The sequence below is a fragment of the Streptomyces sp. Root1310 genome (genome assembly GCF_001426425.1).
Classification (GTDB): domain Bacteria; phylum Actinomycetota; class Actinomycetes; order Streptomycetales; family Streptomycetaceae; genus Streptomyces.
On the sequence record NZ_LMEQ01000012.1, the window covers coordinates 424,219 to 448,294 of the forward strand.

Here is a 24,076-nt window from a genome sequence, read left to right on the forward strand (position 1 = left end):
GGGTCGTTCTCTGGTGCTATGCGGTCCGTCTTTTGTGTCGTCCGCGAAGCGCCTGGAGCGGCGGATACAGCCATTTCTTGAAGAAACGCTGAAGGCGAGGCATGAGAATCCAGGTGACCAGGGCCGTCACACACAGGCAGAGCAGCAGTGTGCGAATGAACGGATTGAGGTCACCGAGATAGGGAAGCACGATCAGATTGAAAAGGAGCACCGGCGGGAAAACCGCGCTCATATTCACGAACCATAACTTCCATTTCGACGGCGGGGCCGGCGCCTTCGGTGCGGGGGTCTGGGCGTCGAACCAGGCCTTGGAGCCGCGCACGCTTCTGCGGTCCGTCTGCCGGGCGATGCCCAGCGCCCGGTCGTCCCACTCCACCCTGGCGGCCGAGTCCTCCCAGGCCCGGGCCGTGTCTTCGGTCGCGAAGCGATACACCACATGCCACTCCGCCTCTCCATCGACAAGTACACCGCCCCCCAGGAAGCCGGGTTGCCGTGCGCTCGCGCCCAGCATGGCCCACCCCCAGGAGTGGAAGTCGGCCTCGCGGCCCAGCACCACGCGATATGCGGCGGTGACGGTGACGGGATTACTGGTCACACCGTGGAGTACGCGGGAGAGAGCGCTTGCGTTCACAGGTTCTTCAAACTTCTACAATCGTCTTCGACTGTCCGGAACACGGCTTTTAATCTCCTTTTCGGCGGTCTTGGCTCCATCTGTCGAGCGATACTGCCGGTAACTTCTCCGGGATTTCCGGAAGCGCTTGCCGGTGCGTCGGGATAAGTGCACGATCGAGCTCCCCCGTCGAAGGAGAACCATGTCCAGGTACGACTGGAATCTGACCCACGAGGGAATCGAAAGCGCCCGTTCCGCAATAGAACCGGTCCGAAAAGAAGTGACCGCCCATCCGATCTACCAACGGATGAGCAGCCGGGAACACATGGCGGTCTTCATGGCGCACCACGTGTTCGCGGTCTGGGATTTCATGTCCCTGCTCAAGTCGCTCCAGCGCGACCTCACCTGCGTCGACGTCCCCTGGGTGCCGCGCGGTTCGGAGGCGGGCCGGCGGCTCATCAACGACATCGTCCTCGTCGAGGAGAGCGACGAGCTGAACGGCGGCTTCACCAGCCACTTCGAGCTGTACCGGGCCGGCATGGCCGAGGCGGACGCCGACACCACCCGGATCGACACCTTCCTCGCACTGATCGGCGAGGGCCACGACGTGCCCTCGGCGCTGCGGGCCGCCCAGGTCCCCGCCCCCGCCGCCGAGTTCGTGCGCACGACCTTCCGGATCATCGCCGACCGGCCGCCGCACTGCCGGGCCGCCGCCTTCGCCTTCTCCCGGGAGGACCTCATCCCGGACATGTTCGACCAGGTGATCAAGAAGGAGGGCACCGGCCGGTTCCCGCTCTTCTGCGACTACCTGGCCCGCCACATCGAGGTGGACGGCGAGGAGCACACGCCCATGGCGATGCAGATGGTCGCCGACCTGTGCGGAACGGACGACACGCGCTGGCAGGAGGCCGTCGAGACGGCCACCCTCGCGCTGGAGGCGAGGGCCCGGCTGTGGGACGGCATCACGGAGGCGATGGCCTGACCGGCGGTTCCGGTGCCGCCTCCGCCACGGGAGCCGCTTCGGGCGCCTCCCCGAAGCGGGCCAGTGCCAGCGCTCCCGCCACGGCGACGGCGAAGCCGAGCACGGCCAGCCAGCCGAGCCCCTCCCGGGTCCGGTCGCCCAGCCACACCACGCCCACCAGCGCCGGCCCGATCGTCTCCCCGATCACCATCCCGGCCGTGGCGGTCGTCACGGACCCGCGCTGCAGAGCCGTCGTCAGCAGGAGGAACGCGGCACCGCCGCCCAGCAGCACCGCGTACAGCGCCGGGTCGGTGAGCAGCTCCGACGGGTCGAGCGAGTCGATCAGCCGCACCGCCACCTCCACCACCCCGAACCCGAAACCGGCCCCGAGGCCCAGCACCAGCGCCCGTCCGCGCCCGGCGAGCCGCCGTCCGGCCAGTCCCAGCAGCAGCACCCCGCCCGCCGCGCCGAGCATCACCCACGGCAGCGCCGGCGGTCCGCTCTCCTCGCCCTCCGTCCCGGCCGCCAGGCCCAGCATCGCCAGCCCCGCGCACACCACTCCCACCGCCGCCCATTCGGTCCGGCTCAGCCGTACCCGCAGCAGCCGCGCCGCGACCACCGCCGTCACCGCCAGGCTCGACGCGAGGGCCGCCCCCACGGCGTAGATCGGCACCGAGCGCAACGCGGCGATCTGGAACAGGAACCCCAGCCCGTCCAGCGCGAGCCCCGCCAGATACCGCCACTCCCGCACCGCCCGCAGCAGCAGTGCCGCGTCCCCGCCGCTCCCGCCGGCGGCGGACCGCGCCGCCATCGCCTGCAACACCGTCGCCGTACCGAAACAGACCGCCGCGCCGAGGGCACACACCATTCCGAAGAGCACGAAAGGACTGTAGGGGAGCGGCTGGTGGGCGGGCCGCCTTCGGCCGCCCTCGGCACGGTGTCTAGGCTGACGGCCGGAAATCGTCGTAGGGGCGATGCGAAAACGGGGAGACGGAACATGGCGGACGCGCGTCGCAGACTTCGTTCGGGCACGGTCGTACTCGGCGGCATGGGAGTGCTCGCGGCGGCCCTGTCGGCCTGCTCCTCCGACCCCGACAAGCGGTGCGTCGACCGCGACAGCTACAACCTCACCAAGGGCTACAAGGTCGTCGCAGACAAGAACTGCAAGTCCACGCAGTCCGGCAAGACCGGCAAGACCGGCGCGGCCGGCAAGGTCGGCAAGTCCGCCACGGCCGCCACCGACGCCGCCTGGTACTACGGCGGCGACAAGAAGGGCTCCTGGGTCGACGGCGGTTCCTTCACCGAGCCGGGCAAGGGTTCCAGCGGCTCGACCGGCTCGAGCAGCAGCAGCGGAGGCAGCAGCAGCGGAGGCGGCAGCGGCAGCAGCGGGGGCAGCGGGGTCGACCGGAACGGGTTCGGCGGCGACAGCGACAGCGGCAGCGGTGTCGGCAAGGGCAGCTCCGGCGGCTGAGCCCCCGAGCGGCTGAACAGGACACCGGCACCGTGCGACGTCACACCATCGAACCCCGTCCCGACTGGCAGCGGACCGTCGAGGACCAGGGACTCGTCTATCCCCTCACCCGCCACCCCGACGGCCGGCTGCGTCCCTACTGGGACGAGAGCGCCTACTACGTCTTCAGCCTCGACGAGGTCGAGGCGCTGGAGGAGACCGTCGAGGAACTGCACGCCATGTGCCTGGCGGCCGCCGACCACCTCGTCGGGACCGACCGTCTCGCCGACCTCGGCATCACCGACCCGCCGATCGCGGCGGCGGTCGCCGAGGCCTGGCGCCGGCGGGCCGAACTCCCCTCCGTGTACGGCCGTTTCGACCTCCACTACGACGGCACCGGCCCGGCGAAGCTCCTGGAGTACAACGCCGACACCCCCACCTCGCTCGTCGAGGCGGCCTCCCCCCAGTGGTTCTGGATGGAGGAACGATTCCCCGGCGCCGACCAGTGGAACTCCCTCCACGAACGCTTGGTCGCCGCCTGGGAGAAGCAGGCCCCCCTGCTCCCGCCCGGCAGTCCGCTGTACTTCGCGCACTCCTCGCAGGACGAGCTGGGCGAGGACCTCATGACGGTCGCCTACCTCAAGGAGACCGCCGAGCAGGCCGGCCTGGAGACCGACTGGATCTCCATGGAGGAGATCGGCTGGGACCCGCTGTCCGGCCGTTTCGTCGACCGTCAGCTCCGCTTCATCCGCAGCTGCTTCAAGCTCTACCCCTGGGAGTGGCTGACCACCGACCGCTTCGCGGGTCATGTCCTCGACACCCTCGACAACGGCGGCGGGACCGGCACGACCCTGTGGATCGAACCGGCCTGGAAGATGCTCCTCAGCAACAAGGCCCTGCTGGCCGTCCTGTGGGAGCTGTACCCCGGACACCCCAACCTGCTCCCCGCCTACCTGGACGGCCCCCGTGAGCTGGCCACCACCACCGGCTATGCCGCCAAGCCACTGCTGGGCCGCGAGGGCGCCGGCGTCACCCTGCACCCACCGGGCGGCGATCCCGGCCCGCGCACCGACGAAGCCTGCTGCTACCAGCAGTTGGCGCCCCTGCCCACGTTCGACGGCAACCATGTCGTCCTCGGCGCGTGGACGGTGCGGGACGAGTCGGCCGGCCTCGGCATCCGTGAGTCCTCCGGCCCGATCACCGACGAGTACGCCCGCTTCCTGCCCCACGTGATCCTCTAGGCCGGGTCCGGCCTGGGCCCCGCAACCCCGGTCCGACGGCTGTTGCGGGGTACGGCGGGCGTGCTCCCGCGCGGGTCCGGCGTCGCTCGCATGGTGGACGCCCGACCTTGGGATTCGGGCCCGACCGGTAGGCTGGCGAGCGGGCCGTGACTGGCGCGCTGGGATGGGACGGACCATCGGGGAGCGGCCTGGGAGTGACAGAGTGCCGTGCGCCTGGGCCAGACCGAGACCGTGACCGCTCGCACGCCACGCCACCCGGAGGCCGACAGATGTCTGAGCAGCAGCCCCTCTCCAACGAGTCCACCGCCTTCCGTGCCGCACTCGACGTGATCCGCGCCGTCGAGCCGCGCGTCGCCGACGCCATCGGCCAGGAGGTCCACGACCAGCGCGAGATGCTCAAGCTGATCGCCTCGGAGAACTACGCCTCCCCGGCCACCCTCCTCGCGATGGGCAACTGGTTCAGCGACAAGTACGCCGAGGGCACCGTCGGCCGCCGCTTCTACGCCGGCTGCCGCAACGTGGACACCGTCGAGGCGCTGGCCGCCGAGCACGCCCGTGAGCTCTTCGGCGCCCGCCACGCGTACGTCCAGCCGCACTCCGGCATCGACGCCAACCTCGTCGCCTTCTGGTCCGTCCTCGCCGACCGTGTGGAGGCCCCGGCCCTCGCGAAGGCGGGCGTCCGCCAGGTCAACGACCTCTCCGAGGCCGACTGGGCCGAGCTGCGCCAGGCCTTCGGCAACCAGCGCATGCTCGGCATGTCCCTGGACGCCGGCGGCCACCTCACGCACGGCTTCCGCCCGAACATCTCCGGAAAGATGTTCGACCAGCGCTCGTACGGCACGGACCCGGCGACCGGCCTGATCGACTACGAGGCGCTGCGTGCCTCGGCCCGTGACTTCAAGCCGCTGATCATCGTCGCGGGCTACTCCGCGTACCCCCGGCTGGTGAACTTCCGGATCATGCGCGAGATCGCCGACGAGGTCGGCGCGACCCTCATGGTCGACATGGCGCACTTCGCCGGCCTGGTCGCGGGCAAGGTCCTGACCGGCGACTTCGACCCGGTCCCGCACGCCCAGATCGTGACGACCACCACCCACAAGTCCCTGCGCGGTCCGCGCGGCGGCATGGTCCTGTGCGACGACTCCCTCAAGGACCAGGTCGACCGCGGCTGCCCGATGGTCCTCGGCGGCCCGCTCCCGCACGTCATGGCCGCCAAGGCCGTCGCCCTCGCGGAGGCCCGCCGGCCGTCCTTCCAGGACTACGCCCAGCGCATCGTCGACAACTCCCGCGCCCTCGCCGAGGGCCTGATGCGGCGCGGCGCGACCCTGGTGACCGGCGGCACCGACAACCACCTCAACCTGATCGACGTGGCCTCCTCCTACGGGCTCACCGGCCGCCAGGCCGAGGCGGCGCTGCTCGACTCGGGCATCGTCACCAACCGCAACGCCATCCCCGCCGACCCGAACGGCGCCTGGTACACCTCCGGCATCCGCATCGGCACCCCGGCGCTGACGACCCGGGGCCTGGGCACGGCCGAGATGGACGAGGTGGCGTCCCTGATCGACCGGGTCCTGACCACGACGGAGCCGGGCACCACGAAGTCGGGCGCCCCCTCGAAGGCCGCCCACGTCCTGGACGCGAAGGTCGCGGACGAGATCTCCCGGCGGGCGACCGACCTGGTGGCGGGCTTCCCGCTGTACCCGGAGATCGACCTCGGCTGACCCCGGCGGCACCCCGGGCGGCCCGGTGGCCGCCCGGGACCCGTTCCGGGCGGTCTCCGCGCTCTGAGACAATGATGGACATGGCCTCAGACCGACCCCGCGTGCTCTCCGGAATCCAGCCCACCGCAGGCTCGTTCCACCTCGGCAACTACCTCGGCGCCGTCCGCCAGTGGGTGGCGCTCCAGGAGACCCACGACGCGTTCTACATGGTCGTCGACCTGCACGCGATCACGGTTCCGCAGGACCCCAAGGAGCTCAGCGCGAACACGCGGCTGGCCGCCGCGCAGCTCCTCGCGGCCGGTCTCGACCCGGACCGCTGCACGCTCTTCGTCCAGAGCCACGTTCCCGAGCACGCCCAGCTCGCCTGGGTGATGAACTGCCTCACCGGGTTCGGCGAGGCCAGCCGGATGACCCAGTTCAAGGACAAGTCCGCCCGGCAGGGCGCCGACCGCGCCTCCGTGGGCCTGTTCACGTACCCGATCCTCCAGGTCGCGGACATCCTGCTGTACCAGGCCGACGAGGTGCCGGTCGGTGAGGACCAGCGCCAGCACATCGAGCTGACCCGCGACCTCGCGGAGCGCTTCAACGGCCGCTTCGGCGAGACCTTCACGATCCCGAAGCCGCACATCCTGAAGGAGACGGGCAAGATCTACGACCTTCAGGACCCGTCGATCAAGATGAGCAAGTCGGCGTCCACGCCGAAGGGCCTCATCAACCTGCTCGACGAGCCGAAGGCGACCGCGAAGAAGGTCAAGAGCGCGGTCACGGACACCGACACGGTCGTCCGCTACGACACCGAGAACAAGCCCGGCGTCAGCAACCTGCTCGGCATCTACTCGACCCTGACCGGCACGAGCGTCCCCGAGCTGGAGCAGCGGTACGAGGGCAAGCTCTACGGCGCGCTCAAGACGGACCTCGCCGAGGTCGTCGTCGACTTCGTGACGCCGTTCCGGGACCGCACCCAGCAGTACCTGGACGACCCCGAGACGCTCGACTCGATCCTGGCCAAGGGCGCGGAGAAGGCACGCGCCGTGGCCGCCGAGACCCTGTCCCGGACGTACGAGCGCGTGGGCTTCCTGCCCGCGAAGCACTGAGCGGCGCTCGGAAGCACTCGGGGCGCACCGCACACCTGTTCCTCTGGGCAGAGCGCTGCACATCACTTTCCCTGCGCCTGCCCAGAGCACAGCTGTGGCCGTACAGTCGATAGCCGTACGACTGAGTACGAACCCGGCAACACACCCCGCCATGACGACATGACGACAGGAGAAGACGTGGGGACCGTAACGATCGGTGTGTCGATCGCGGTCCCGGAGCCTCACGGCAGCCTGCTCCAGGAGCGGCGCCTGGGCTTCGGCGACGCCGCGGCTCACGGCATCCCCACGCACGTCACACTGCTGCCGCCGACCGAGATCGGGACGGGCGCGCTGCCCGCCGTCGAAGCGCACCTCGGCGAGGTCGCCGCGGCCGGCCGCCCCTTTCCGATGATGCTGTCGGGCACGGGCACCTTCCGGCCCATGTCGCCGGTGGTCTACGTGCGGGTCGTCCAGGGCGCCGAGACCTGCGCCTGGCTCCAGCAGCGGATCCGGGCCGCCTCCGGGCCGCTGACCCGCGAGCTGCAGTTCCCCTACCACCCGCACGTCACCGTCGCGCACGGCATCGACGAGGCGGCGATGGACCGGGCCTTCGACGAGCTCGCCCACTACGAGGCCGCATGGTCCTGCACCGGCTTCGCCCTCGCCGAGCAGGGCGCCGACGGCGTCTGGCGCAAGCTGCGCGACTACGACTTCGGGGGCGCGGTCGTACCCCCGCAGGCGGCCCACGTCGACCGAGGCTCGCTGCCGACGCGCTAGTGCTGCGACCGGAAAGGCCACAGCGCTAGCGGCCCGCCGCGGCGGCTGGCTAGATCGGCAGCCTGCGGAACACCCCGCGGGGCGCGTGGCGCAGCGCCGACATCACCACGCGCAGCACCCCCGGCACCCACACCGTCTCCGAGCGGCGCCGCAGCCCCAGCTCGACGGCCGTGGCGACCGCCTCCGGGGTGGTCGCCAGCGGCACCTCCGGCAGCCCGGCGGTCATCTTCGTCCGGACGAACCCGGGACGGACGACCATGACGTGCACGCCCGTGCCGTGCAGCGCGTCGCCCAGCCCCTGCGCGAAGGCGTCGAGGCCCGCCTTGCTGGAGCCGTAGATGAAGTTCGAGCGGCGGGCCCGCTCGCCGGCGACGGAGGAGAGGACGACCAGGGAGCCGTGGCCCTGGGTCTGGAGGGCGCGCGCGGCGACCAGCCCCGCCGACACCGCCCCCGTGTAGTTGGTCTGCGCGACACGCACCGCGGCCGCCGGGTCGCGCTCGTCGTTCGCCTGGTCGCCGAGGACCCCGAAGGCGAGCAGCACCGCGTCGACGTCGCCCTCGGTGAAGACCTTGCCGAGGACCGTCTCGTGGGACCCGGGGTCGAGCGCGTCGAAGGGGACGGTGTGGACGTCCGCCCCCAGGGCGCGCAGCTCGGCGGCGGCCGACTCCAGGGCGGGCGACGGGCGCCCGGCCAGCCACACCGTGCGGGTGCGGCGGGCGATCAGCCGGCGTGCGGTGGCCAGCGCGATGCCGGACGTGCCGCCGAGGACGAGAAGGGACTGGGGCAGGCCGAAGGCGTCCTTCATGGTGACTCCTGGAAGTTGAGCCGGCGGGCGAGGTCCGACACGAACACCCCGCGCGGGTCCAGCTCCGCGCGCAGCGCGCGGAAGTCGTCGAGGCGCGGGTACATCGCGGTGAGCAGTTCGGGGCGCAGCCGGGAGTCCTTGGCGAGGTAGACGCGGCCGCCCGCGGCGGCCACCTCCTCGTCCAGCTCGTCCAGGAAGGCGGCGAGGCCGGGCAGTCCGGCCGGGATGTCCAGGGCGAGGGTCCAGCCCGGGCGCGGGAAGGACAGCCAGCCGGGGTCGGCTTCCCCGAACCGCTTGAGGACGGCCAGGAAGGACGGGCAGCGGCGGGCCGAGAGGCGGCCCACGATCCGGCGCAGGGTGTCCTCGCGGCCGTACCCGACGACGAACTGGTACTGCACGAAGCCGTCGCGGCCGTAGACACGGTTCCAGTGCGGGACGCCGTCCAGGGGGTGGAAGAAGGCGGACAGGCTCTGGAGTTCACCGGTACGCGCCCGGGGCGCGCTGCGGTACCAGAGCTCGTTGAACAGTCCGACGGTCGCGCGGGTGAGCAGGCCGCTCGGCAGGAACGCGGGAGCGGCCGGGAGCCGGGACGGGCGGAACGCGAGCGGCGCCCTGCGCGCGCGGGCGGGCAGCGCGTCCAGGGGCGCGTGCTCGCCGCGGGTCAGGACCGCGCGTCCGGTGGCCGCGCCGCGCGCGAGGAGGTCGATCCACGCGACCGAGTAGCGGTGGCGGTGGTCGCCGCTCGTCAGCCGGTCCATCAGGTCGTCGAGGTCGGCGGCCCGCTCGGTGTCGACCGACATCAGGGACGTCTCCACCGGCTGGAGCCGGATCCTGGCCGTCAGGACGACTCCGGTCAGGCCCATGCCGCCGGTGGTCGCGTCGAACAGGTCGGTGCCCTGCTCCACCGTGCGGACCGTGCCGTCCGCCGTGAGCAGTTCGAAGGCCGGGACATGCCGGGCGAAGGACCCCGACACATGGTGGTTCTTGCCGTGGATGTCGGTCCCGATCGCGCCGCCCACGGTCACGTACCGGGTGCCGGGGGTCACGGGCACGAACCAGCCGAGCGGCAGCAGGACCTCCGTGAGCCGGTGCAGGGAGACCCCCGCGTCGCACAGGACGCTCCCGTCGTCGGCGTCGATGACGTGGATCCGGTCCAGCCCGGTCATGTCGATCACCGCCCCGCCGGCGTTCTGCGCCGCGTCCCCGTAGGCCCGCCCCAGGCCCCTGGGGATGCCTCCGCGAGGTCCGCAGTCCCGGACCGCCGTCACGGCCTCCGCGTAGGTCCGGGGGCGGACCAGGCGGGCGGTGGTGGGGGCGGTGCGGCCCCACCCCGTGACGGTGACGTTCTCGGCAGTGGTCTCGGCAGACATGCCGGTGACCGTATCGCCTCTATATGGGCGATTAATTTTGAAACATGCATTACTCCCCGAAATGGGTGATTAATGGGATGTCGCTCAATATTGCCGGAGTTCCGACGGCGCAGGCGTGAACAGTGAGTCCGCATGGACGAACTCGACGACCTGGACCACCGGATCCTCTCGGCGCTCCACGCCCGGGGCGCGGACCCACGCGTCGCCCGCGTCGCGCGCGCCCTCTCCTGGGCGGGCGAGCACGCCGCCCTGTGGCTCGCGGCGGGCGTCGCGGGGGCCGCCGTCGACGGCCCCCGGCGCGGCGCCTGGCTGCGCGCCACCGCGCTCACCGCGGGCGCGCACGCCGCCAGCATGGGGATGAAACGTATCGTCCGACGCCCGCGCCCCGCCCACGTCGAGCCCCGCGTGCGCACCGCGGGACGGCACTCCTTCCCCAGCTCGCACGCGACCTCCGCCGCGGCCGCCGCCGTCGCCTACGGCTCGCTCGGGGCGCACGCCACCGCGCCGCTCGCCGCCGCGATGTGCCTCTCCCGCCTGGTCGTCGGCGTCCACCACCCCTCCGACGTGGCGGCGGGCGCCGCCCTGGGGGCGGTCACCGCGCGGTTGGGGGCGCGCTGGATGAGAGAGGGCCACCATGGCTGAGGCACTGCTCCACCACCAGCGCACGCACCGCCCGTCGGCCCCCCGGCCCCCGAGCCACCGCCCCGGCACCCTCGTCGGCGGCCTCCTGCGGACCACCCGCCCCAAGCAATGGGTCAAGAACATCCTGGTCGTCGCCGCCCCCGCCGCGGCCGGCCGGCTCTTCTCCCTGCACGCGGTCACCCGACTCGCCCTCGTCTTCGCCCTGTTCACCGCCTGCGCCGCCGCCGTCTACCTGGTCAACGACGCCCGTGACGCCGAGGCCGACCGCGCCCACCCCACCAAACGGCACCGTCCGATCGCCGCCGGACAGGTCCCGGTGCCCGTCGCGTACGGTGTCGCGGTCGCCCTCGCGGTCCTCGCGCCGGCCGCCGCGGCCCGGCTGACGACACCCGCCGTCGCGCTGCTCCTCACCGCCTACCTGGGCATGCAACTGGCGTACTGCGTCAGCCTGAAGCACGTCCTGGTCATCGACCTCGTCGTCGTCACGACCGGCTTCCTGATGCGGGCCATGGCGGGCGGACTCGCCCTCGGCATCCCGCTCTCCCGCTGGTTCCTGATCACCACCGGGTTCGGGGCGCTGTTCATGGTCGCGGCCAAGCGCTACTCCGAGGCCGTCCAGTTGGCCGGAGCGGCGGGCGCCACACGCGTGCTGCTCACCGAGTACACCACCGGCTACCTGCGCTTCGTCTGGCAGCTGGCGGCCGGCGTCGCCGTGCTCGGCTACTGCCTGTGGGCCCTGGAGGAAGGCGGCGTCCCGCACCCGGGCCTGCTGCCCTGGCGCCAGCTGTCCGTGGTGGCGTTCATCCTGGCCGTCCTGCGGTACGCCGTCTTCGCCGACCGGGGCACCGCGGGCGAACCCGAGGAGGTCGTCCTGGGCGACCGCGCCCTCGCCCTCATCGGCCTGGCCTGGCTGGCCATGTACGCGCTGGCCGTGGCCGGTTGGTGAGCCACGCGCGTGCCGCCACCGGATGGCCCGGCGCCGGCCACCGTTCCGCGATTCCGGGGTACCCGAATTCTGGCGTTCCGAGATATCCGCATCGGCGATATCCGCGTCTTTCCTCCGGACAGGGGCAGAGTCGGATCATGGACTGGCTGAAGAAGCTCCCCGGCATCGGGCCGTGGGTCGCGCGTCTCATGGCCACGCACGCGTGGCGGTCGTACGAGCGACTGGACCGGGTGAAGTGGACGCGGCTCGCCGCCGCCATGACGTTCGTCAGCTTCGTCGCGCTCTTCCCGCTGCTGACCGTGGCCGCCGCCGTCGCCGCCGCCACGGTGAGCGAGTCCCAGCAGCAGGAGCTGCAGGACAAGATCGCCGATCAGGTACCCGGCATCTCCGACCAGCTGGACATCAACGGCCTGGTCCAGAACGCTGGCGCCATCGGTCTCATCGCCGGAGCGCTGCTGCTGCTCACCGGCATCGGCTGGGTCGGCCAGATGCGGGACTGTCTGCGCGCCGTCTGGGAGCGGCCCGACGACGACGAGAACCCCGTCCTGCGCAAGGTCAAGGACACGGGCGTCCTCGTCGGCTTCGGCGGCGCCGTCCTGCTCACCCTCGCCATCTCCACCGTCGCCTCGGCGCTGGTCGGCTGGATCATCGAGCAGTCCGGCATCGACAAGGAGGGCTGGGGCAGCGTGCTGCTGCGCGTCGCCGCGTTCTCCGTCGCCGTCCTCGCCGACTTCCTGCTCCTGCTCTACGTCCTCACCCTGCTGCCCGGCGTCGAGCCCCCGCGCCGCCGCCTCGTCGTCGCCGCGCTCATCGGCGCCGTCGGCTTCGAACTGCTGAAGCTGCTGCTGAGCGGATACATGCAGGGCGTGGCCGCCAAGAGCATGTACGGCGCGTTCGGCGTGCCCATCGCCCTGCTGCTGTGGATCAACTTCACCTCGAAGCTGGTCCTGTACTGCGCGGCCTGGACGGCGACGGGCAGCGTCCCCGACAACGCGCGGGACATCGACGTCAGCGACGACGTCGTACCAGGTCCGGCAGCGGCCAACGGCGGTTGACGAGATACCCGCCGCCCGCGAGCAGCACCAGCAGTCCGCCGGTGATGGCCAGCGCGATCCACATGCCGCCCGAGCCGTTCTCCGTCACCGCGCCCGCCACCGGCTTCGCCGACACCTCACCGGCGCCGCCCGCCTGCCCCGACCCCTCGGAGGCCGACGGGTTGGCGCCGGGCTGCGCGCTGGCCTGCGCGGTGCCCTTCGGCGCCACCAGCTCACCGACCGGCGTCACCTTGCCGGCCGCCTGGAAGCCCCAGTCCAGCAGGGCGGCGGTCTCCTTGTACACCTCGTTGTGGTCGGTCTTCTCCGGGTTCATGACCGTGACGAGCAGCACCTTGCCGTTGCGCTCGGCCACGCCGGTGAAGGTGGCGCCCGCGTTGGTGGTGTTGCCGTTCTTGACGCCCGCGATGCCCGGGTACTGGGAGATGTCGTAGTCGCCGCTGAGCAGCCGGTTGGTGTTCTGGATCTCGAAGCTCCCGCGGCGCGTCTTGCCCTTCTTCTTCGTCGTCTCGCCGGGGAACTTGGCCGTGACGGTCGAGCAGTACTCCCGGAAGTCCTGCTTCTGCAGTCCCGAGCGGGCGAACAGCGTCAGGTCGTACGCGGAGGAGACCTGGCGTGGCGCGTCGTAGCCGTCCGGGGAGACGACGTTCGTGTCGAGGGCCTGGAGTTCCTCGGCGTGCTGGTTCATGTCCTTGACGGTCTCGGCGATGCCGCCGTTCATCTGCGACAGGACGTGCACCGCGTCGTTGCCGGAGCGCAGGAAGACGCCGAGCCACAGGTCGTGGACCGTATACGTCTCGCCCTCCTTTATGCCCACGAGGCTGGAACCCGCCCCCAGACCGGCGAGGTCCTTCGCCTCGACCTTGTGCACGGTGGCCTTGGGGAACCTCGGCAGCACGGTGTCGGCGAAGAGCATCTTCATCGTGCTCGCCGGAGGCAGCCGCCAGTGCGCGTTGTGCGCGGCGAGCACGTCCCCGGACTCGGCGTCGGCGACGATCCACGACCGCGCGGTGAGGTCCTTCGGCAGCACCGGAGCGCCACCCGCGATCGCCACCTGCGTCCCGGCCCGACCGAGCCGTGCACCGCCCACGGACGACATGTTCGCCGGGGGAGTGACCGACGGCGAGGCGGACCCGGACGGCGAGGCCGACGCGGACGGCGATCCGGACGCCGCCGGGGACGGTGACGGGCTCGGCGCCGCGAGCGAGGCGGGCGTGGTGAGCGCGAGGGACGCGAGGGTCGCGGAGGTGACCAGCAGGGATCGCCTGACGGTCTGCTTCATGGGTGCGGGCACGACGGAGAACGTACCTGGCACGCGACGGGAAGTCCCGTCACCCTCCCCACCCCGGTCACGGAACCGGACAACCGCCGGAGATACTGAACCCATGAAGCTCAGCCGCCCCGTCTCCTGGTTCCTGCTCGCCTTCGGGGTGTGGAGCTGGGTCATCTGGGTCACCTTCGTCAAGAACCTGGTCAAGGACAGCAGCGGGCTCGCCTTCGACGACGGCGATCCCACGGCGTACTTCTGGGTGCACCTGACGCTCGCTGTCGTCTCCTTCGTATTGGGGACGGTCGTCGGGGCCATCGGGTTGCGCGGTCTGCGCGCACTGCGGCGGGCGTCATAGCGATGGTGATCGTCTTCGCCCTGCTCGCCCTGACCGTGCTGGTCACGGCCAACTGGTACCTGTGGCGGCGGCTGTTCCGCGACACCACCCGCGGCCCCGGCCTGGCGCGCCGCGGTGGCGCGGTGCTGGTCGCGGGCGGCTGGGCGCTGGCGATCGGGGCCCTGGTCGCCGAACGCACCGGCGCCCCCTTCTGGCTCCAGCGCGTACTGGCCTGGCCGGGCTTCCTCTGGCTGGCCCTGTCGGTCTACCTGCTGCTGGCCCTGATCGTCGGCGAGGCCGTACGGCCACTGCTGCGCCGAGTCCTGGAGAAGCGGGCGAAGCGGGCACCCGCCGAGGCACCCGCACAGGCGCCCGCGACGCACCCCGAGCCCAGCCCGCTCCCGGTCGGCGGGCCCGCCCCCGGGGCACCGGAGCCCGAGGCCCCGGTACCGCCCGCCTCCGCTCCCTCCCGCCGGCTCTTCGTGTCCCGGGTCGTGGCCGGTGCGGCGGCCGCGGCCGCCGTCGGCACGGTCGGCCACGGCACCTACGGCGTGCTGCGCGGCCCCAGGGTCAAGCGGGTGACGGTACCCCTGGCCAAGCTGCCGCGCGGCGCCCACGGCTACCGGATCGCGGTCGTCAGCGACATCCATCTGGGCCCGGTCCTCGGCCGGGACTTCGCGCAGAAGGTCGTCGACACGATCAACGCGACGCAGCCCGACCTGATCGCGGTCGTCGGCGACCTGGTCGACGGCAGCGTGAAGGACCTGGGCCCGGCGGCGGCCCCGCTCGCGCGGCTGAGGGCCCGGCAGGGCAGCTTCTTCGTCACCGGCAACCACGAGTACTTCTCGGGCGCCGAACAGTGGGTCGAGGAGGTGCGGCGGCTCGGCCTGAACCCGCTGGAGAACGCCCGCACGGAGCTGCCCTGGTTCGACCTGGCCGGCGTCAACGACATCGCGGGCGAGAGCGAGGGCCAGGGGCCCGACTTCGCCGGCGCGCTCGGCGACCGTGACACCACGCGCGCGTGCGTCCTCCTCGCCCACCAGCCCGTCCAGATCCATGACGCCGTACGCCATGGCGTCGACCTCCAGCTCTCCGGGCACACGCACGGCGGCCAGCTGTGGCCCGGCAGCCTCCTCGCCGCCGCCGCGAATCCGACCGTGGCGGGGCTGGAGCGCTACGGCGACACCCAGCTGTACGTGTCCCGGGGCGCGGGCGCCTGGGGCCCGCCCACCCGTGTCGGGGCCCCCTCCGACATCACCGTCGTCGAACTGGCCTCCCCGCACGCCTGACGGTCGGTCAGAAGCCTGTGGACAGGCTGTGAAACCCGCCCGAAACAAGGCGACGGCAACTTCTTTCCCATCTCGTCAGAATCCTCTTCCCCCTGGCGAAACACGTGTGATTAGGTGAGCCCGCCGCCAAGGGGGGCGGCGCTTTCTTCTGTGGACTGGGCCCGTCCGGCGGGCCTGGGGAGGCAGGGCATCACCATGCGATCTGTTCGCATGCGGATTCTCCTGACGCTGCTGGTTCTCGCGGTCGTCGGAGTGGGCGGCTGGCAGTTGCTGCCGTCGCAGGACAGCGGTGGTGCGACCATCACGGTCGGCACCACGGACACCGTCACCTCGCTCGACCCGGCGGGCGCCTACGACGCCGGATCCTGGGCACTGTTCAGCAACGTCTTCCAGTCGCTGCTGACCTACGAGCCGGGCGGCGTCTCGCCCGTACCGGACGCGGCCGAGAGCTGTGCCTTCGACAAGGGCAGCCTCGTCACGTACAGCTGCGAGCTGCGTGACGACCTCACCTTCGACAGCGGCTCCAAGGTGACCGCCGAGGACGTGAAGTACTCCTTCGACCGGGTCAAGAAGATCAACTCGGATGTCGGCCCGGCGGACCTCTTCTCCACCCTGAAGTCGGTCGACGCCAGCGGCCTGAAGGTCACCTTCCACCTGTCGTCGCCGGACGCCACCTTCCCGTTCAAGGTGGCCACCGGAGCCGGCTCGATCGTCGACCACACCCGCTACCCGGCGGACGGGCTGCGGGTCGGCAGCGGCGTGGACGGCACCGGCCCGTACCGGCTGACCGGCTACACGAAGGGCAAGAAGGTCCTGCTGTCGCCCAACTCGCGTTACAAGGGCGCCGTGTCGACCGGCTCCCCGATCGAGTTGCGCTACTACGCGGACCCCGAGGCCCTGGAGGAGGCCTGGAAGGCCAAGAAGATCAAGGCCGCCGCCCGTCAGCTGCCGCCCGCGGTGCTGGCCGCCCTCGACACCAGCGACCCCGGCCAGCGCGTCTACGAGGCCGACGGTTCCGAGACCCGCAACCTGTACTTCAACACCCGCTCCGGCTCCCCGCTGCACGAGACGGACGTCCGCAAGGCGGTGGCCTGGCTGATCGACCGCGAGCAGCTGGCGGCGAGCGTGTACGACGGGACCGTCGACCCGCTGTACTCGCTCATCCCGACCGGCATCACCGGGCACGCCACCTCGTTCTTCGACAGCTACCCGGACCGGAGCGCCGAGAAGGCCCGCAAGCTGCTGAAGTCGGCCGGCGTGAGCATCCCGGTGAAGTTCACCTACGGCTACGGCCTGGGCAGCGGCGCCGCGGCCGCCGAGGCCCAGGAGCTCAAGCGGCAGCTGGAGGCGAGCGGCCTGTTCCAGGTGGACGTCAAGGGCTACGAGTGGACCGACTTCCAGAAGCGGTGGGCCACCGGCAGACTCGACGCGTACGCGGTCGGCTGGGTCGCCGACTACCCCGACCCCGACACCTTCGCGGGCCCGCTCGTCGGCACCGGCTCCACCATGAACACCGGCTACAGCAGCGAGGCCGTCGACAAGTACATCGCCGGCAGCCGGCAGTTCGCCGACCGCAGCCGGGCCGCCGGCGACTTCCGCGACCTCCAGCAGGTCATCGCCCGGGAGGTGCCGGTCGTCCCGCTGTGGCAGCGCAAGGAGTACATCGTCACCAGCGCGGACATCGGCGGCGGCCAGTTCCTGGCGGACGGCAACGGCGTGTTCCGCCTCTGGAAACTCGACTGGATCTGATCCGGAGTACCCACCCGGCTCGCGGACTTGATCCCGCGAGCCGGGCATGCGCCCCCGTCGCACCGGGCAGGCACCCGAAGCGGCACCATGTGACGGAGGTGTGTACGGGATGAGGAGCAGACGTGCTGAGACGCAACTCCTTCCGGCTGCCCCGGCATCCGGCGTCCGTCGGTCTCGCCCGGCGCCGGGTACGGGACCATCTCGTGGACTGGGGACACGGTCCCGACGCCCCGGCGCTGGCCGACGCCGTCCTCGTCGTGTCCGAGCTGGCCACCAACGTCGTACGCCACGGCCCTCTCCTGGAGCGGGAGTTCGAGGTGGCCGTCACCGCCCTCGGTGACGGTTCCTGTCTCATAGAGGTCTCCGACGAGGGCCGGCTCGAACCCCGCCCGCGGCAGGTCGGGGAGGCGGAGGAACACGGCCGCGGGCTGCACCTGGTGGAGCACCTCGCCGCCGCCTGGGGCGTCTGGAGCAGGGGCCGACACGGCAAGACGGTATGGGCCCTGGTCACGACCCCGACCTGGCCCGGCCCCATGCTTTGAGCCGCCCCCACGGGCAGAGCGCTCGGACGAGCCCCTCGGGCCGACTCCGCGGTTCGATCGCTCGGGCAGGCCCCTTCGGTCAGCTCCGGGAGCCGACCGCTCGGGCAGGCCCCCGGGCCGGCCGCACGCCGGCAGGGGCTCAGACGCAGGCCTTCGGCCGGGCCGGCAGGGTCACCGTGACGGCCAGCCCCTCGCCCGGTGCCGTCCGCACGCTCACCTCGCCGCCGTGCGCCCGGACGACCCCCTGCACGATCGCCAGGCCGAGGCCGCTTCCTGCGCCGCCCCCGGCCCGGAAGAAGCGGTCGAAGACCCGCGCCGCGTCCTCCGGTCCCAGCCCCGGACCCTCGTCCTCGACCGACAGCCGTACGACCCCGTCCACCCGCTCCACACCGAGCCGCACCGGCACCTCGGCCGCCGTGTGCGTGCGCACGTTGGCCACCAGGTTGCCCAGCACCTGACGCAGCCCCGACTCGTCGGCCCGCACCAGTACGGCCCCCGCGGCCTCGACCGTCACCGGCCGTCCGGGCTGCTGCGCGCGCAGGTCCTGCGCCGAGTCCCGCACCAGTCGGCTCACGTCGACGCCCCGCAGCCGCAGTTCGGGCCGCTGGTCGAGGCGGGCCAGCGTGAGCAGCTCGTCGACGAGCCGGCCCATCCGGTCCACCTCGCCGTTCATCCGGTCCCAGGCCCGCCGGCGCTCCTCCGGCTCGACCAGCATGCCCTGGTCGTACAGCTGGAGATAGCCGCGGATCGCGGAGAGCGGGGTGCGCAGTTCGTGCGAGGCGTCGGCCACGAAGCGGCGCAGCTGGGCCGCGCTGTGCTCGCGCGTGCGGTACGCCGTCTCCACCTGGTGGAGCATGGAGTTCAGGGCGAGCCGCAGCTGTTCGACCTCCTGGGTGGGGTGGTGGCTGGACGGCACCCGCCGGGTCAGGTCCCCCTCGGCGATCGCCGACGACGTCTCCACCATGTCCTCCAGGGGCCGCATCCGCTGCCGCACGCTGAACAGGGTCAGACAGGCGAGCAGGGCCAGCAGCAGCGTGCCGACGGCGAGGTCGAGCCTCAGCGCCTTCGCTATGCCCTGGTGGAGGGCCTCGGTGGAGGTGGCCAGCAGGATGTAGGTGCCGTCGGGCAGCCGGGTCGCGGTCACGCGGTACGTGTCGCCGTGCACGGTGACGTCGTGCGGTTCGGTGTCGGTGGTGAGGGCGAGCGGGTCGTGCACCGCGTCCGCGAGGCCGCGCTGGGCGTCGGTGGGCTTGACGTCGAAGATGGTGAGGGCGGTGCCCCGGCCGTCGACGGCGGTGAAGATCGAGTCCGGCGCCGGCCGGTCGTCCGTGTCCTGCGGCACGAGGCGGTCGCTGACCACGCTCAGCACGGACAGCGAGTCGATCTGGCGCAGGGTGAGCTGCGAACTGCCCAGCGAGTCACGCATCTTGGTCAGCTCGGCGTCCACCTGGTCGAGCAGGTAGTGCCGCATCCCCATCAGGCTGACGGCGGTCGCCACGACGATGCCGAGCGCGAGCAGCCCCACGTTCGCCGCCGTCAGCTTGGCCCGCAGCGAGTGGATGCCGTGCCGGTGGATCCGCCTCACGCCAGCCCGTATCCGACGCCCCGCCGGGTGGTGATCACCGGCGGTCCCAGGACGTCCAGCTTGCGCCGCAGATAGCTGATGTAGGTCTCGACGACCGTCGACTCCGGCGGGGTGTGCTCGTACTGCCAGACATGGCGCAGGAGTTGGTCCTTGGGCACGATCCGGCCGCCGTTGCGCACCAGGAACCGCAGCAGCGCGTACTCGGTGGGGGTCAGCTCGACCGAGCGGTCCGCGCGGCGCACGCTGTACGTCGTCTCGTCGAGCTCCAGGTCGCCGTACCGCAGTGGCGGCCGCTGCGGCAGGACGTCGGCCGGCCGGGTCCGGCGCAGCACGGCGGTGATGCGGGCGACGACCACGTCGATGTCGAACGGTTTGGTGATGTAGTCGTCGCCGAAGCCGAGGGCGCCGACGATCTCGGTCGGCGCGTCCCGCGCGGTGAGGAACACCAGCGCCAGATCCGGCCTGCGCGAGCGCAGTTCACGCCCCAGCGCCCGGCCGTCCCCGTCCGGCAGCATCACGTCCAGCAGGGCCACGTCCGGCCGGGTGCGGTCGGCGAGGGCGAGGGCCTCGCGGACGGTGCCCGCGATCATGACCTCGAAGCGGTGGTAGCGCAGGGCGATGGCCAGGACGTCCGCGATGCTCGGTTCGTCCTCCACGACCAGCACGGTGCCGGAAGCCGTCGTCATGCCCCCAGTATCGGCGGACCCACCGACGATCGCGCCGGTTCACGCTTTGGAGTTCCTTGAGAGTCATGGTCATCACATGTCCCCGCACGCGTGGCGCCACCGATCCTGTTGCCCAGGACCTGGGGGACCGACCGACGATCTGGTGAAGGAGATTGAGCGTGGCGGCATTGGCACGCTGGTGCTATCGGCACCGGCTGGTGGTCCTGTTGCTCTGGGTGGGGGCGCTGTTCGGGCTGGGATTCTCGGCCTCGACGGCGGGTACGGACTACGCGAACGTCTTCTCCCTCCCCGACACGGACTCCAAGAAGGCGTACGACCTGATGGAGAAGGCGTTCCCGGCGAGCGCCGGCGACACCGACACGGTCGTGTGGAAGGTCGACGAGGGCTCGGTACGGGACCAGGACGTGCGGTCCCGGATCCAGCCCGCGCTCGACGAGATCGCGGCCATGAAGGGCGTCGGCGGGGTCACCGGCCCCTACGCGGCGGGCGCGGCGGGCGGGGCGGGCGCGGCGCAGATCAGCGGTGACGGGCGGATCGCCTACGCCCAGATCACCTTCACCGAGCAGGCGAACGCCGTACCCAAGGAACTCGTCCAGGACGTCGTCGACACCGCGCGGGGTGCCGGACAGGACGGCCTGGAGGTCGAGGTGGGCGGCCAGGCCATCCAGCGGGTGCAGGAACCGCCCACCGGCCTCGCCGAGATGGTCGGCCTCGCGGCCGCGGCGGTGGTCCTGTTCCTGGCCTTCGGCTCGCTGTACGCGATGCTGCTGCCGCTCGCCGTGGCGGTCTTCGGCGTCGGCATGGGCCTGTTCTCGACCCAGCTGCTCAGCCATGTCACCGACATCCCGGACCTGGCCCCGCTGCTGTCCTCGCTGATCGGCCTCGGCGTCGGCATCGACTACGCCCTGTTCATCGTCACCCGGCACCGCAAGGGCGTCCTGCGCGGCCTGGACCCGGAGGAGTCGACGGTCGTCGCCCTCAACACCTCCGGCCGGGCGGTGCTGTTCGCGGGCGGCACGGTGTGCATCGCCCTCGCCGGCATGCTGGTGACCAACCTGCGCTTCCTCGACGGCGTCGTCATCGGCACCTCCCTGACGGTGGTGCTGAGCGTCCTCGCCGCGACGACCCTGCTGCCCGCGCTGCTCGGCTTCCTCGGCGCGCGCGTGCTGAGCCGCAAGCAGCGGCGCGTGCTCGCCGCGACCGGCCCGGAGCCGGAGAAGGCGAGCGGTCCCGCGGCCCGCTGGTCGACGGGTGTGCAGCGCAGGCCCCGGACGATCGCCGCGCTCGCGCTGGTCGTCATGGCCGTCCTGGCGCTCCCGGTGCTGTCGCTCCGCCTCGGCGCCACCGACCAGGGCAACGACGACGCCTCGACGACCACCCGCAAGGCCTACGACCTGCTCGCCGAGGGCTTCGGTCCGGGGTTCAACGGCCCCCTGCAGGTGGTCGTGGACGGCGGTGACGCCACCGCCCTGACCCGGGGCATCAAGGACACGCCCGGTGTCGCCCGGGTGGCGGCCCTGCCGCCCGCGAGCGGGGTCACGGTCATCCAGGTGGTGCCCAAGACCTCGCCGCAGTCCGAGGAGACGGACACGCTGATCGACCGGCTGCGGGACGACGTGATCCCGGAGGCCGGGGCCCAGGCGCACGTGGGTGGCGTCACGGCGGTGTCCAAGGACTTCGCCACGGTCACCGGCGACCGTCTGCCGCTCTTCATCGCCACCATCATCGGCCTGGGCTTCCTGCTGCTGCTGGTCGCCTTCCGTTCCCTGGTGGTGCCGCTGACGGCCGCGGTGATGAACCTGGTCGCGGCCGCGGCCTCCTTCGGTGTGCTCGTCGCGGTCTTCCAGTGGGGCTGGGGCCTCGACCTGCTCGGCCTCGGCAAGGAGGGGCCGATCAACGCCTTCCTGCCCGTCATCATGCTGTCCCTGCTCTTCGGCCTGTCCATGGACTACCAGGTCTTCCTGGTCAGCCGGATGCACGAGGAATGGGTGCACACCAGGGACAACGCGCGAGCGGTCCGGGTGGGCCTCGCGGAGACCAGCCGGGTCATCAACTCCGCCGCCCTGATCATGGTCTGCGTCTTCCTCGCCTTCGTGCTCAGCGGCGACGCCGGAGCGGCGATGGCGGGCGTCGGCCTCGCGGCCGCGGTCGCGCTGGACGCGTTCATCCTGCGTACGGCACTGGTCCCGGCCGCGATGCACCTGCTCGGCGACTCCAACTGGTGGCTGCCCGGGTGGCTGGAGAAGCGGCTGCCGCATCTCGCGGTCGAGCCCAAGGAGGAGGCGGTGGCGCCGGCGACGGCCTCGGCGGGCGAGGGGCCGGCCTCGGTCGTGCACGGCTTCGTCCGCAACACGGCCGGTGAACCGGTCGAGGACGCGACCGTCACCCTGCTGTCGCGGGGCGGACGGGAACTGGACCGCGTGACCTCCCTCGCGGACGGCTCGTACATCCTCTCCGTCCCGGCCCCGGGAACGTATCTGCTGGCGACGACGGCCGCGCCGCCCCTGCTGAAGCGTGCCCGCCGGCTGACGGTCGAGGGAGAGCCCCTGGTCTACGACGTGGAACTGGAGGAGGGCGCGGAGGTCGGCTGACTCAGTCCGAGGCAGAGCCCGCAGCGCCCGCGGCGCCCGCAGCGCCCGCAGCGCCCGAAGAGCCCGCCCGGCCCGGCGGGCTCTTCTTCGTGGGGTCCGGCAGGGCGTTGGTCATGCCGGGCAGGAAGTCCGTGAACAGGTCGTGGACCTCGAGGACGAGCGGCCGCAGCACCCGGAACCGGGCCAGCGCCACGCCCCGCGCGGTGAGGCGGGCACCCCGGCCGGCCAGCCGGTAGCTGCGCTCGCGTCCCTCCGTACGGTCGTAGATCCAGTACATGACGAGGCCCATCTGGGAGAGCCACATCAGCTCGGGGAGCACCTCCCGCAGCTCCTCCGGGACCTTCGCCTTCGACCCCGCGAGCACCTCCTTGTGGACGGCGATGGCCTCCACGCGCGCGTGCTCCGACTCGGCGGAGAAGGGGCTGAGCGGGCTGTCCGGGTCGGCGGCGTTCTTGAAGAACTGGACCGCGAACTCGTGGTACGGCTCGGCCACCTCCAGCCACACCCGCAGCACCCCCGCCAGCCGGGCCTCCAGGCTGCTCTCCCGGGCCAGGACGTCCCGGACGGCCTCCCGGTGCTCGGCGGCGAGCCGGTCGTAGAAGCCCTGGATCAGGTGCTCCTTGCCGGCGAAGTAGTAATAGGCGTTGCCGACCGAGACGCCGGCCTCCTGGGCGATGGCCCGCATCGTCGTCTTGTCGTAGCCGCGCTCCTGGAAGAGCCGCATCGCCGTCTCCAGGATCAGAGCGCGGGTCTGCTCGGACTTGGACGTGGGGGCGGCCTCAGGGCGTTCGGTCGCGGCGGCGGCCTCATGGGGCTCGGACGGGGATGCGGCCTCGGCGGGACCGTCGTTGTTCGCGGGCACGTACAGGAGCCTAGCCAGTGGAACAGGTGCCGTCCGCACAGGTGGGCGGCTGGTAGCTCCAGCCCAGCTGCGGGTCGTACGACCAGCCGTCGCCGCGGCGGTAGACGCCCCCGCCCCAGCCCACGGACCGCCCCTGCCCATCGCGCCACCTGGCGGCGGCGAGAACGGCGCCCCGCGCCAGTTTCGCCCCGGCGGGGGTGCTCAGCCGGTGGGACAGCGCGCGGTACTCGCGCAGCGCCCACAGCGTGACGATCCAGGCGGCGGTGCCGCGGTAGACCTGGCCGGAGTCGCCGACGACGGTGATCTCGTCGAGGGTCGCGCGATGATCGAGGCCGGGGAAGCGGGCGGCGGCCTGCGCGGACCCCGCCGGGACGAACTCCAGCGGCACCAACTGCGGCTGCCGGCCCAGCCAGTCGCGCAGGAAGCCGCACAGGGAGCACTCGGCGTCGTGGAGCACGGTGAGCCGGCGGACCGGGACGCGTCGGGCGTCCCGGTCGGCGGCGGCCCGGTCGGCGGCCAT

23 protein-coding genes are annotated in these 24,076 nt (G+C 71.8%); 14 read left to right on the forward strand and 9 right to left on the reverse strand.

The annotated features are described in order from the left end of the window. Window positions 1-16 precede the first annotated feature (16 nt). The gene (locus ASD48_RS20070; protein ID WP_057602981.1) at window positions 17-595 is read right to left on the reverse strand and encodes a hypothetical protein; all 579 of its coding nucleotides are present in this window, start codon (window positions 593-595) and stop codon (window positions 17-19) included. A 217-nt stretch (window positions 596-812) separates the two neighbouring features. Here ASD48_RS20070 and ASD48_RS20075 point away from each other — a divergent pair, with 217 nt between their 5' ends. Beyond that, the gene (locus ASD48_RS20075) at window positions 813-1,592 is read left to right on the forward strand and encodes a DUF3050 domain-containing protein (RefSeq protein WP_057602982.1); all 780 of its coding nucleotides are present in this window, start codon (window positions 813-815) and stop codon (window positions 1,590-1,592) included. Here ASD48_RS20075 and ASD48_RS20080 read toward each other — a convergent pair. After that, the gene (locus ASD48_RS20080) at window positions 1,573-2,439 is read right to left on the reverse strand and encodes a DMT family transporter (protein ID WP_057602983.1); all 867 of its coding nucleotides are present in this window, start codon (window positions 2,437-2,439) and stop codon (window positions 1,573-1,575) included. The genes ASD48_RS20075 and ASD48_RS20080 overlap by 20 nt on opposite strands. 129 nt (window positions 2,440-2,568) lie before the next feature. Here ASD48_RS20080 and ASD48_RS20085 point away from each other — a divergent pair, with 129 nt between their 5' ends. From ASD48_RS20085 to ASD48_RS20105, 5 genes are all read left to right on the forward strand, one after another. Then, window positions 2,569-3,042 (forward strand): hypothetical protein, encoded by a 474-nt coding sequence (locus ASD48_RS20085; protein WP_057602984.1) that lies wholly within the window; start codon window positions 2,569-2,571, stop codon window positions 3,040-3,042. Window positions 3,043-3,074: 32 nt separating this feature from the next. Then, window positions 3,075-4,262 carry a glutathionylspermidine synthase family protein gene (locus ASD48_RS20090; protein WP_057602985.1) on the forward strand — a complete coding sequence of 396 codons (1,188 nt, stop codon included), beginning with the start codon at window positions 3,075-3,077 and terminating at the stop codon, window positions 4,260-4,262. Window positions 4,263-4,531: 269 nt separating this feature from the next. Continuing rightward, complete coding sequence (locus ASD48_RS20095; RefSeq protein ID WP_057602986.1) at window positions 4,532-5,983, forward strand: glycine hydroxymethyltransferase; 1,452 nt, start codon at window positions 4,532-4,534, stop codon at window positions 5,981-5,983. 80 nt (window positions 5,984-6,063) lie between these two features. Continuing rightward, window positions 6,064-7,077 carry a tryptophan--tRNA ligase gene (trpS, locus tag ASD48_RS20100; protein WP_057602987.1) on the forward strand — a complete coding sequence of 338 codons (1,014 nt, stop codon included), beginning with the start codon at window positions 6,064-6,066 and terminating at the stop codon, window positions 7,075-7,077. Window positions 7,078-7,254: 177 nt separating this feature from the next. Next, window positions 7,255-7,833, forward strand: a complete 579-nt coding sequence (locus ASD48_RS20105; protein ID WP_057602988.1) for a 2'-5' RNA ligase family protein — start codon at window positions 7,255-7,257, stop codon at window positions 7,831-7,833. Window positions 7,834-7,882: 49 nt separating this feature from the next. Here ASD48_RS20105 and ASD48_RS20110 read toward each other — a convergent pair whose 3' ends face one another. Together ASD48_RS20110 and ASD48_RS20115 are read right to left on the reverse strand one after the other, a co-directional pair. Further along, window positions 7,883-8,638 carry a decaprenylphospho-beta-D-erythro-pentofuranosid-2-ulose 2-reductase gene (locus ASD48_RS20110; protein ID WP_057602989.1) on the reverse strand — a complete coding sequence of 252 codons (756 nt, stop codon included), beginning with the start codon at window positions 8,636-8,638 and terminating at the stop codon, window positions 7,883-7,885. After that, entirely contained in the window at window positions 8,635-10,008 is a 1,374-nt protein-coding gene (locus tag ASD48_RS20115) for an FAD-binding oxidoreductase (RefSeq protein ID WP_057602990.1), read from the reverse strand. Before ASD48_RS20115 ends, ASD48_RS20110 begins: the two co-directional genes overlap by 4 nt. Before the next feature lie 132 nt (window positions 10,009-10,140). Here ASD48_RS20115 and ASD48_RS20120 point away from each other — a divergent pair, with 132 nt between their 5' ends. The 3 genes from ASD48_RS20120 (at window position 10,141) to ASD48_RS20130 (ending at window position 12,651) form a co-directional block, all read left to right on the forward strand. Continuing rightward, window positions 10,141-10,650 carry a phosphatase PAP2 family protein gene (locus tag ASD48_RS20120; protein WP_057602992.1) on the forward strand — a complete coding sequence of 170 codons (510 nt, stop codon included), beginning with the start codon at window positions 10,141-10,143 and terminating at the stop codon, window positions 10,648-10,650. Beyond that, complete coding sequence (locus tag ASD48_RS20125; protein WP_057602993.1) at window positions 10,643-11,596, forward strand: decaprenyl-phosphate phosphoribosyltransferase; 954 nt, start codon at window positions 10,643-10,645, stop codon at window positions 11,594-11,596. The genes ASD48_RS20120 and ASD48_RS20125 overlap by 8 nt, the downstream gene beginning before the upstream one ends. A 137-nt stretch (window positions 11,597-11,733) precedes the next feature. Next, window positions 11,734-12,651: a YihY/virulence factor BrkB family protein gene (locus tag ASD48_RS20130; RefSeq protein ID WP_057602995.1), complete on the forward strand. Its 918-nt coding sequence runs from the start codon at window positions 11,734-11,736 to the stop codon at window positions 12,649-12,651. Here the strand turns inward: ASD48_RS20130 and ASD48_RS20135 are convergent. Then, window positions 12,605-13,942 (reverse strand): D-alanyl-D-alanine carboxypeptidase, encoded by a 1,338-nt coding sequence (locus tag ASD48_RS20135; RefSeq protein ID WP_057602996.1) that lies wholly within the window; start codon window positions 13,940-13,942, stop codon window positions 12,605-12,607. The genes ASD48_RS20130 and ASD48_RS20135 overlap by 47 nt on opposite strands. 91 nt (window positions 13,943-14,033) lie before the next feature. Between ASD48_RS20135 and ASD48_RS20140 the strand changes: the two genes are divergently transcribed. From ASD48_RS20140 to ASD48_RS20155, 4 genes are all read left to right on the forward strand, one after another. After that, a complete protein-coding gene (locus ASD48_RS20140; RefSeq protein ID WP_057602998.1) occupies window positions 14,034-14,273 on the forward strand; it encodes a hypothetical protein in 240 nt (79 codons plus the stop codon). A 2-nt stretch (window positions 14,274-14,275) separates the two neighbouring features. After that, the gene (locus ASD48_RS20145; protein ID WP_057603000.1) at window positions 14,276-15,541 is read left to right on the forward strand and encodes a metallophosphoesterase; all 1,266 of its coding nucleotides are present in this window, start codon (window positions 14,276-14,278) and stop codon (window positions 15,539-15,541) included. Window positions 15,542-15,751: 210 nt separating this feature from the next. Beyond that, on the forward strand, window positions 15,752-17,290 hold the full coding sequence (locus ASD48_RS20150; protein WP_242432664.1) for an ABC transporter substrate-binding protein: 1,539 nt from the start codon (window positions 15,752-15,754) through the stop codon (window positions 17,288-17,290). A 122-nt stretch (window positions 17,291-17,412) separates the two neighbouring features. Continuing rightward, window positions 17,413-17,832, forward strand: coding sequence for an ATP-binding protein (locus ASD48_RS20155; RefSeq protein ID WP_057603002.1), 420 nt, complete (start codon window positions 17,413-17,415; stop codon window positions 17,830-17,832). A gap of 139 nt (window positions 17,833-17,971) precedes the next feature. Here the strand turns inward: ASD48_RS20155 and ASD48_RS20160 are convergent, their stop codons facing one another. Together ASD48_RS20160 and ASD48_RS20165 are read right to left on the reverse strand one after the other, a co-directional pair. Then, the gene (locus ASD48_RS20160) at window positions 17,972-19,417 is read right to left on the reverse strand and encodes a HAMP domain-containing sensor histidine kinase (protein WP_057603003.1); all 1,446 of its coding nucleotides are present in this window, start codon (window positions 19,415-19,417) and stop codon (window positions 17,972-17,974) included. Continuing rightward, window positions 19,414-20,103: a response regulator transcription factor gene (locus ASD48_RS20165; protein WP_057603004.1), complete on the reverse strand. Its 690-nt coding sequence runs from the start codon at window positions 20,101-20,103 to the stop codon at window positions 19,414-19,416. The genes ASD48_RS20160 and ASD48_RS20165 overlap by 4 nt, the downstream gene beginning before the upstream one ends. Before the next feature lie 167 nt (window positions 20,104-20,270). On the opposite strand from ASD48_RS20165, the gene ASD48_RS20170 reads away from it, so the two are divergent. Next, window positions 20,271-22,694 carry an MMPL family transporter gene (locus tag ASD48_RS20170; protein WP_057603005.1) on the forward strand — a complete coding sequence of 808 codons (2,424 nt, stop codon included), beginning with the start codon at window positions 20,271-20,273 and terminating at the stop codon, window positions 22,692-22,694. 1 nt (window position 22,695) lies between these two features. Here ASD48_RS20170 and ASD48_RS20175 read toward each other — a convergent pair whose 3' ends face one another. After that, on the reverse strand, window positions 22,696-23,556 hold the full coding sequence (locus ASD48_RS20175) for a TetR family transcriptional regulator (protein ID WP_057603006.1): 861 nt from the start codon (window positions 23,554-23,556) through the stop codon (window positions 22,696-22,698). A 10-nt stretch (window positions 23,557-23,566) separates the two neighbouring features. Next, the gene (locus tag ASD48_RS20180) at window positions 23,567-24,076 is read right to left on the reverse strand and encodes a DCC1-like thiol-disulfide oxidoreductase family protein (RefSeq protein WP_057603008.1); all 510 of its coding nucleotides are present in this window, start codon (window positions 24,074-24,076) and stop codon (window positions 23,567-23,569) included.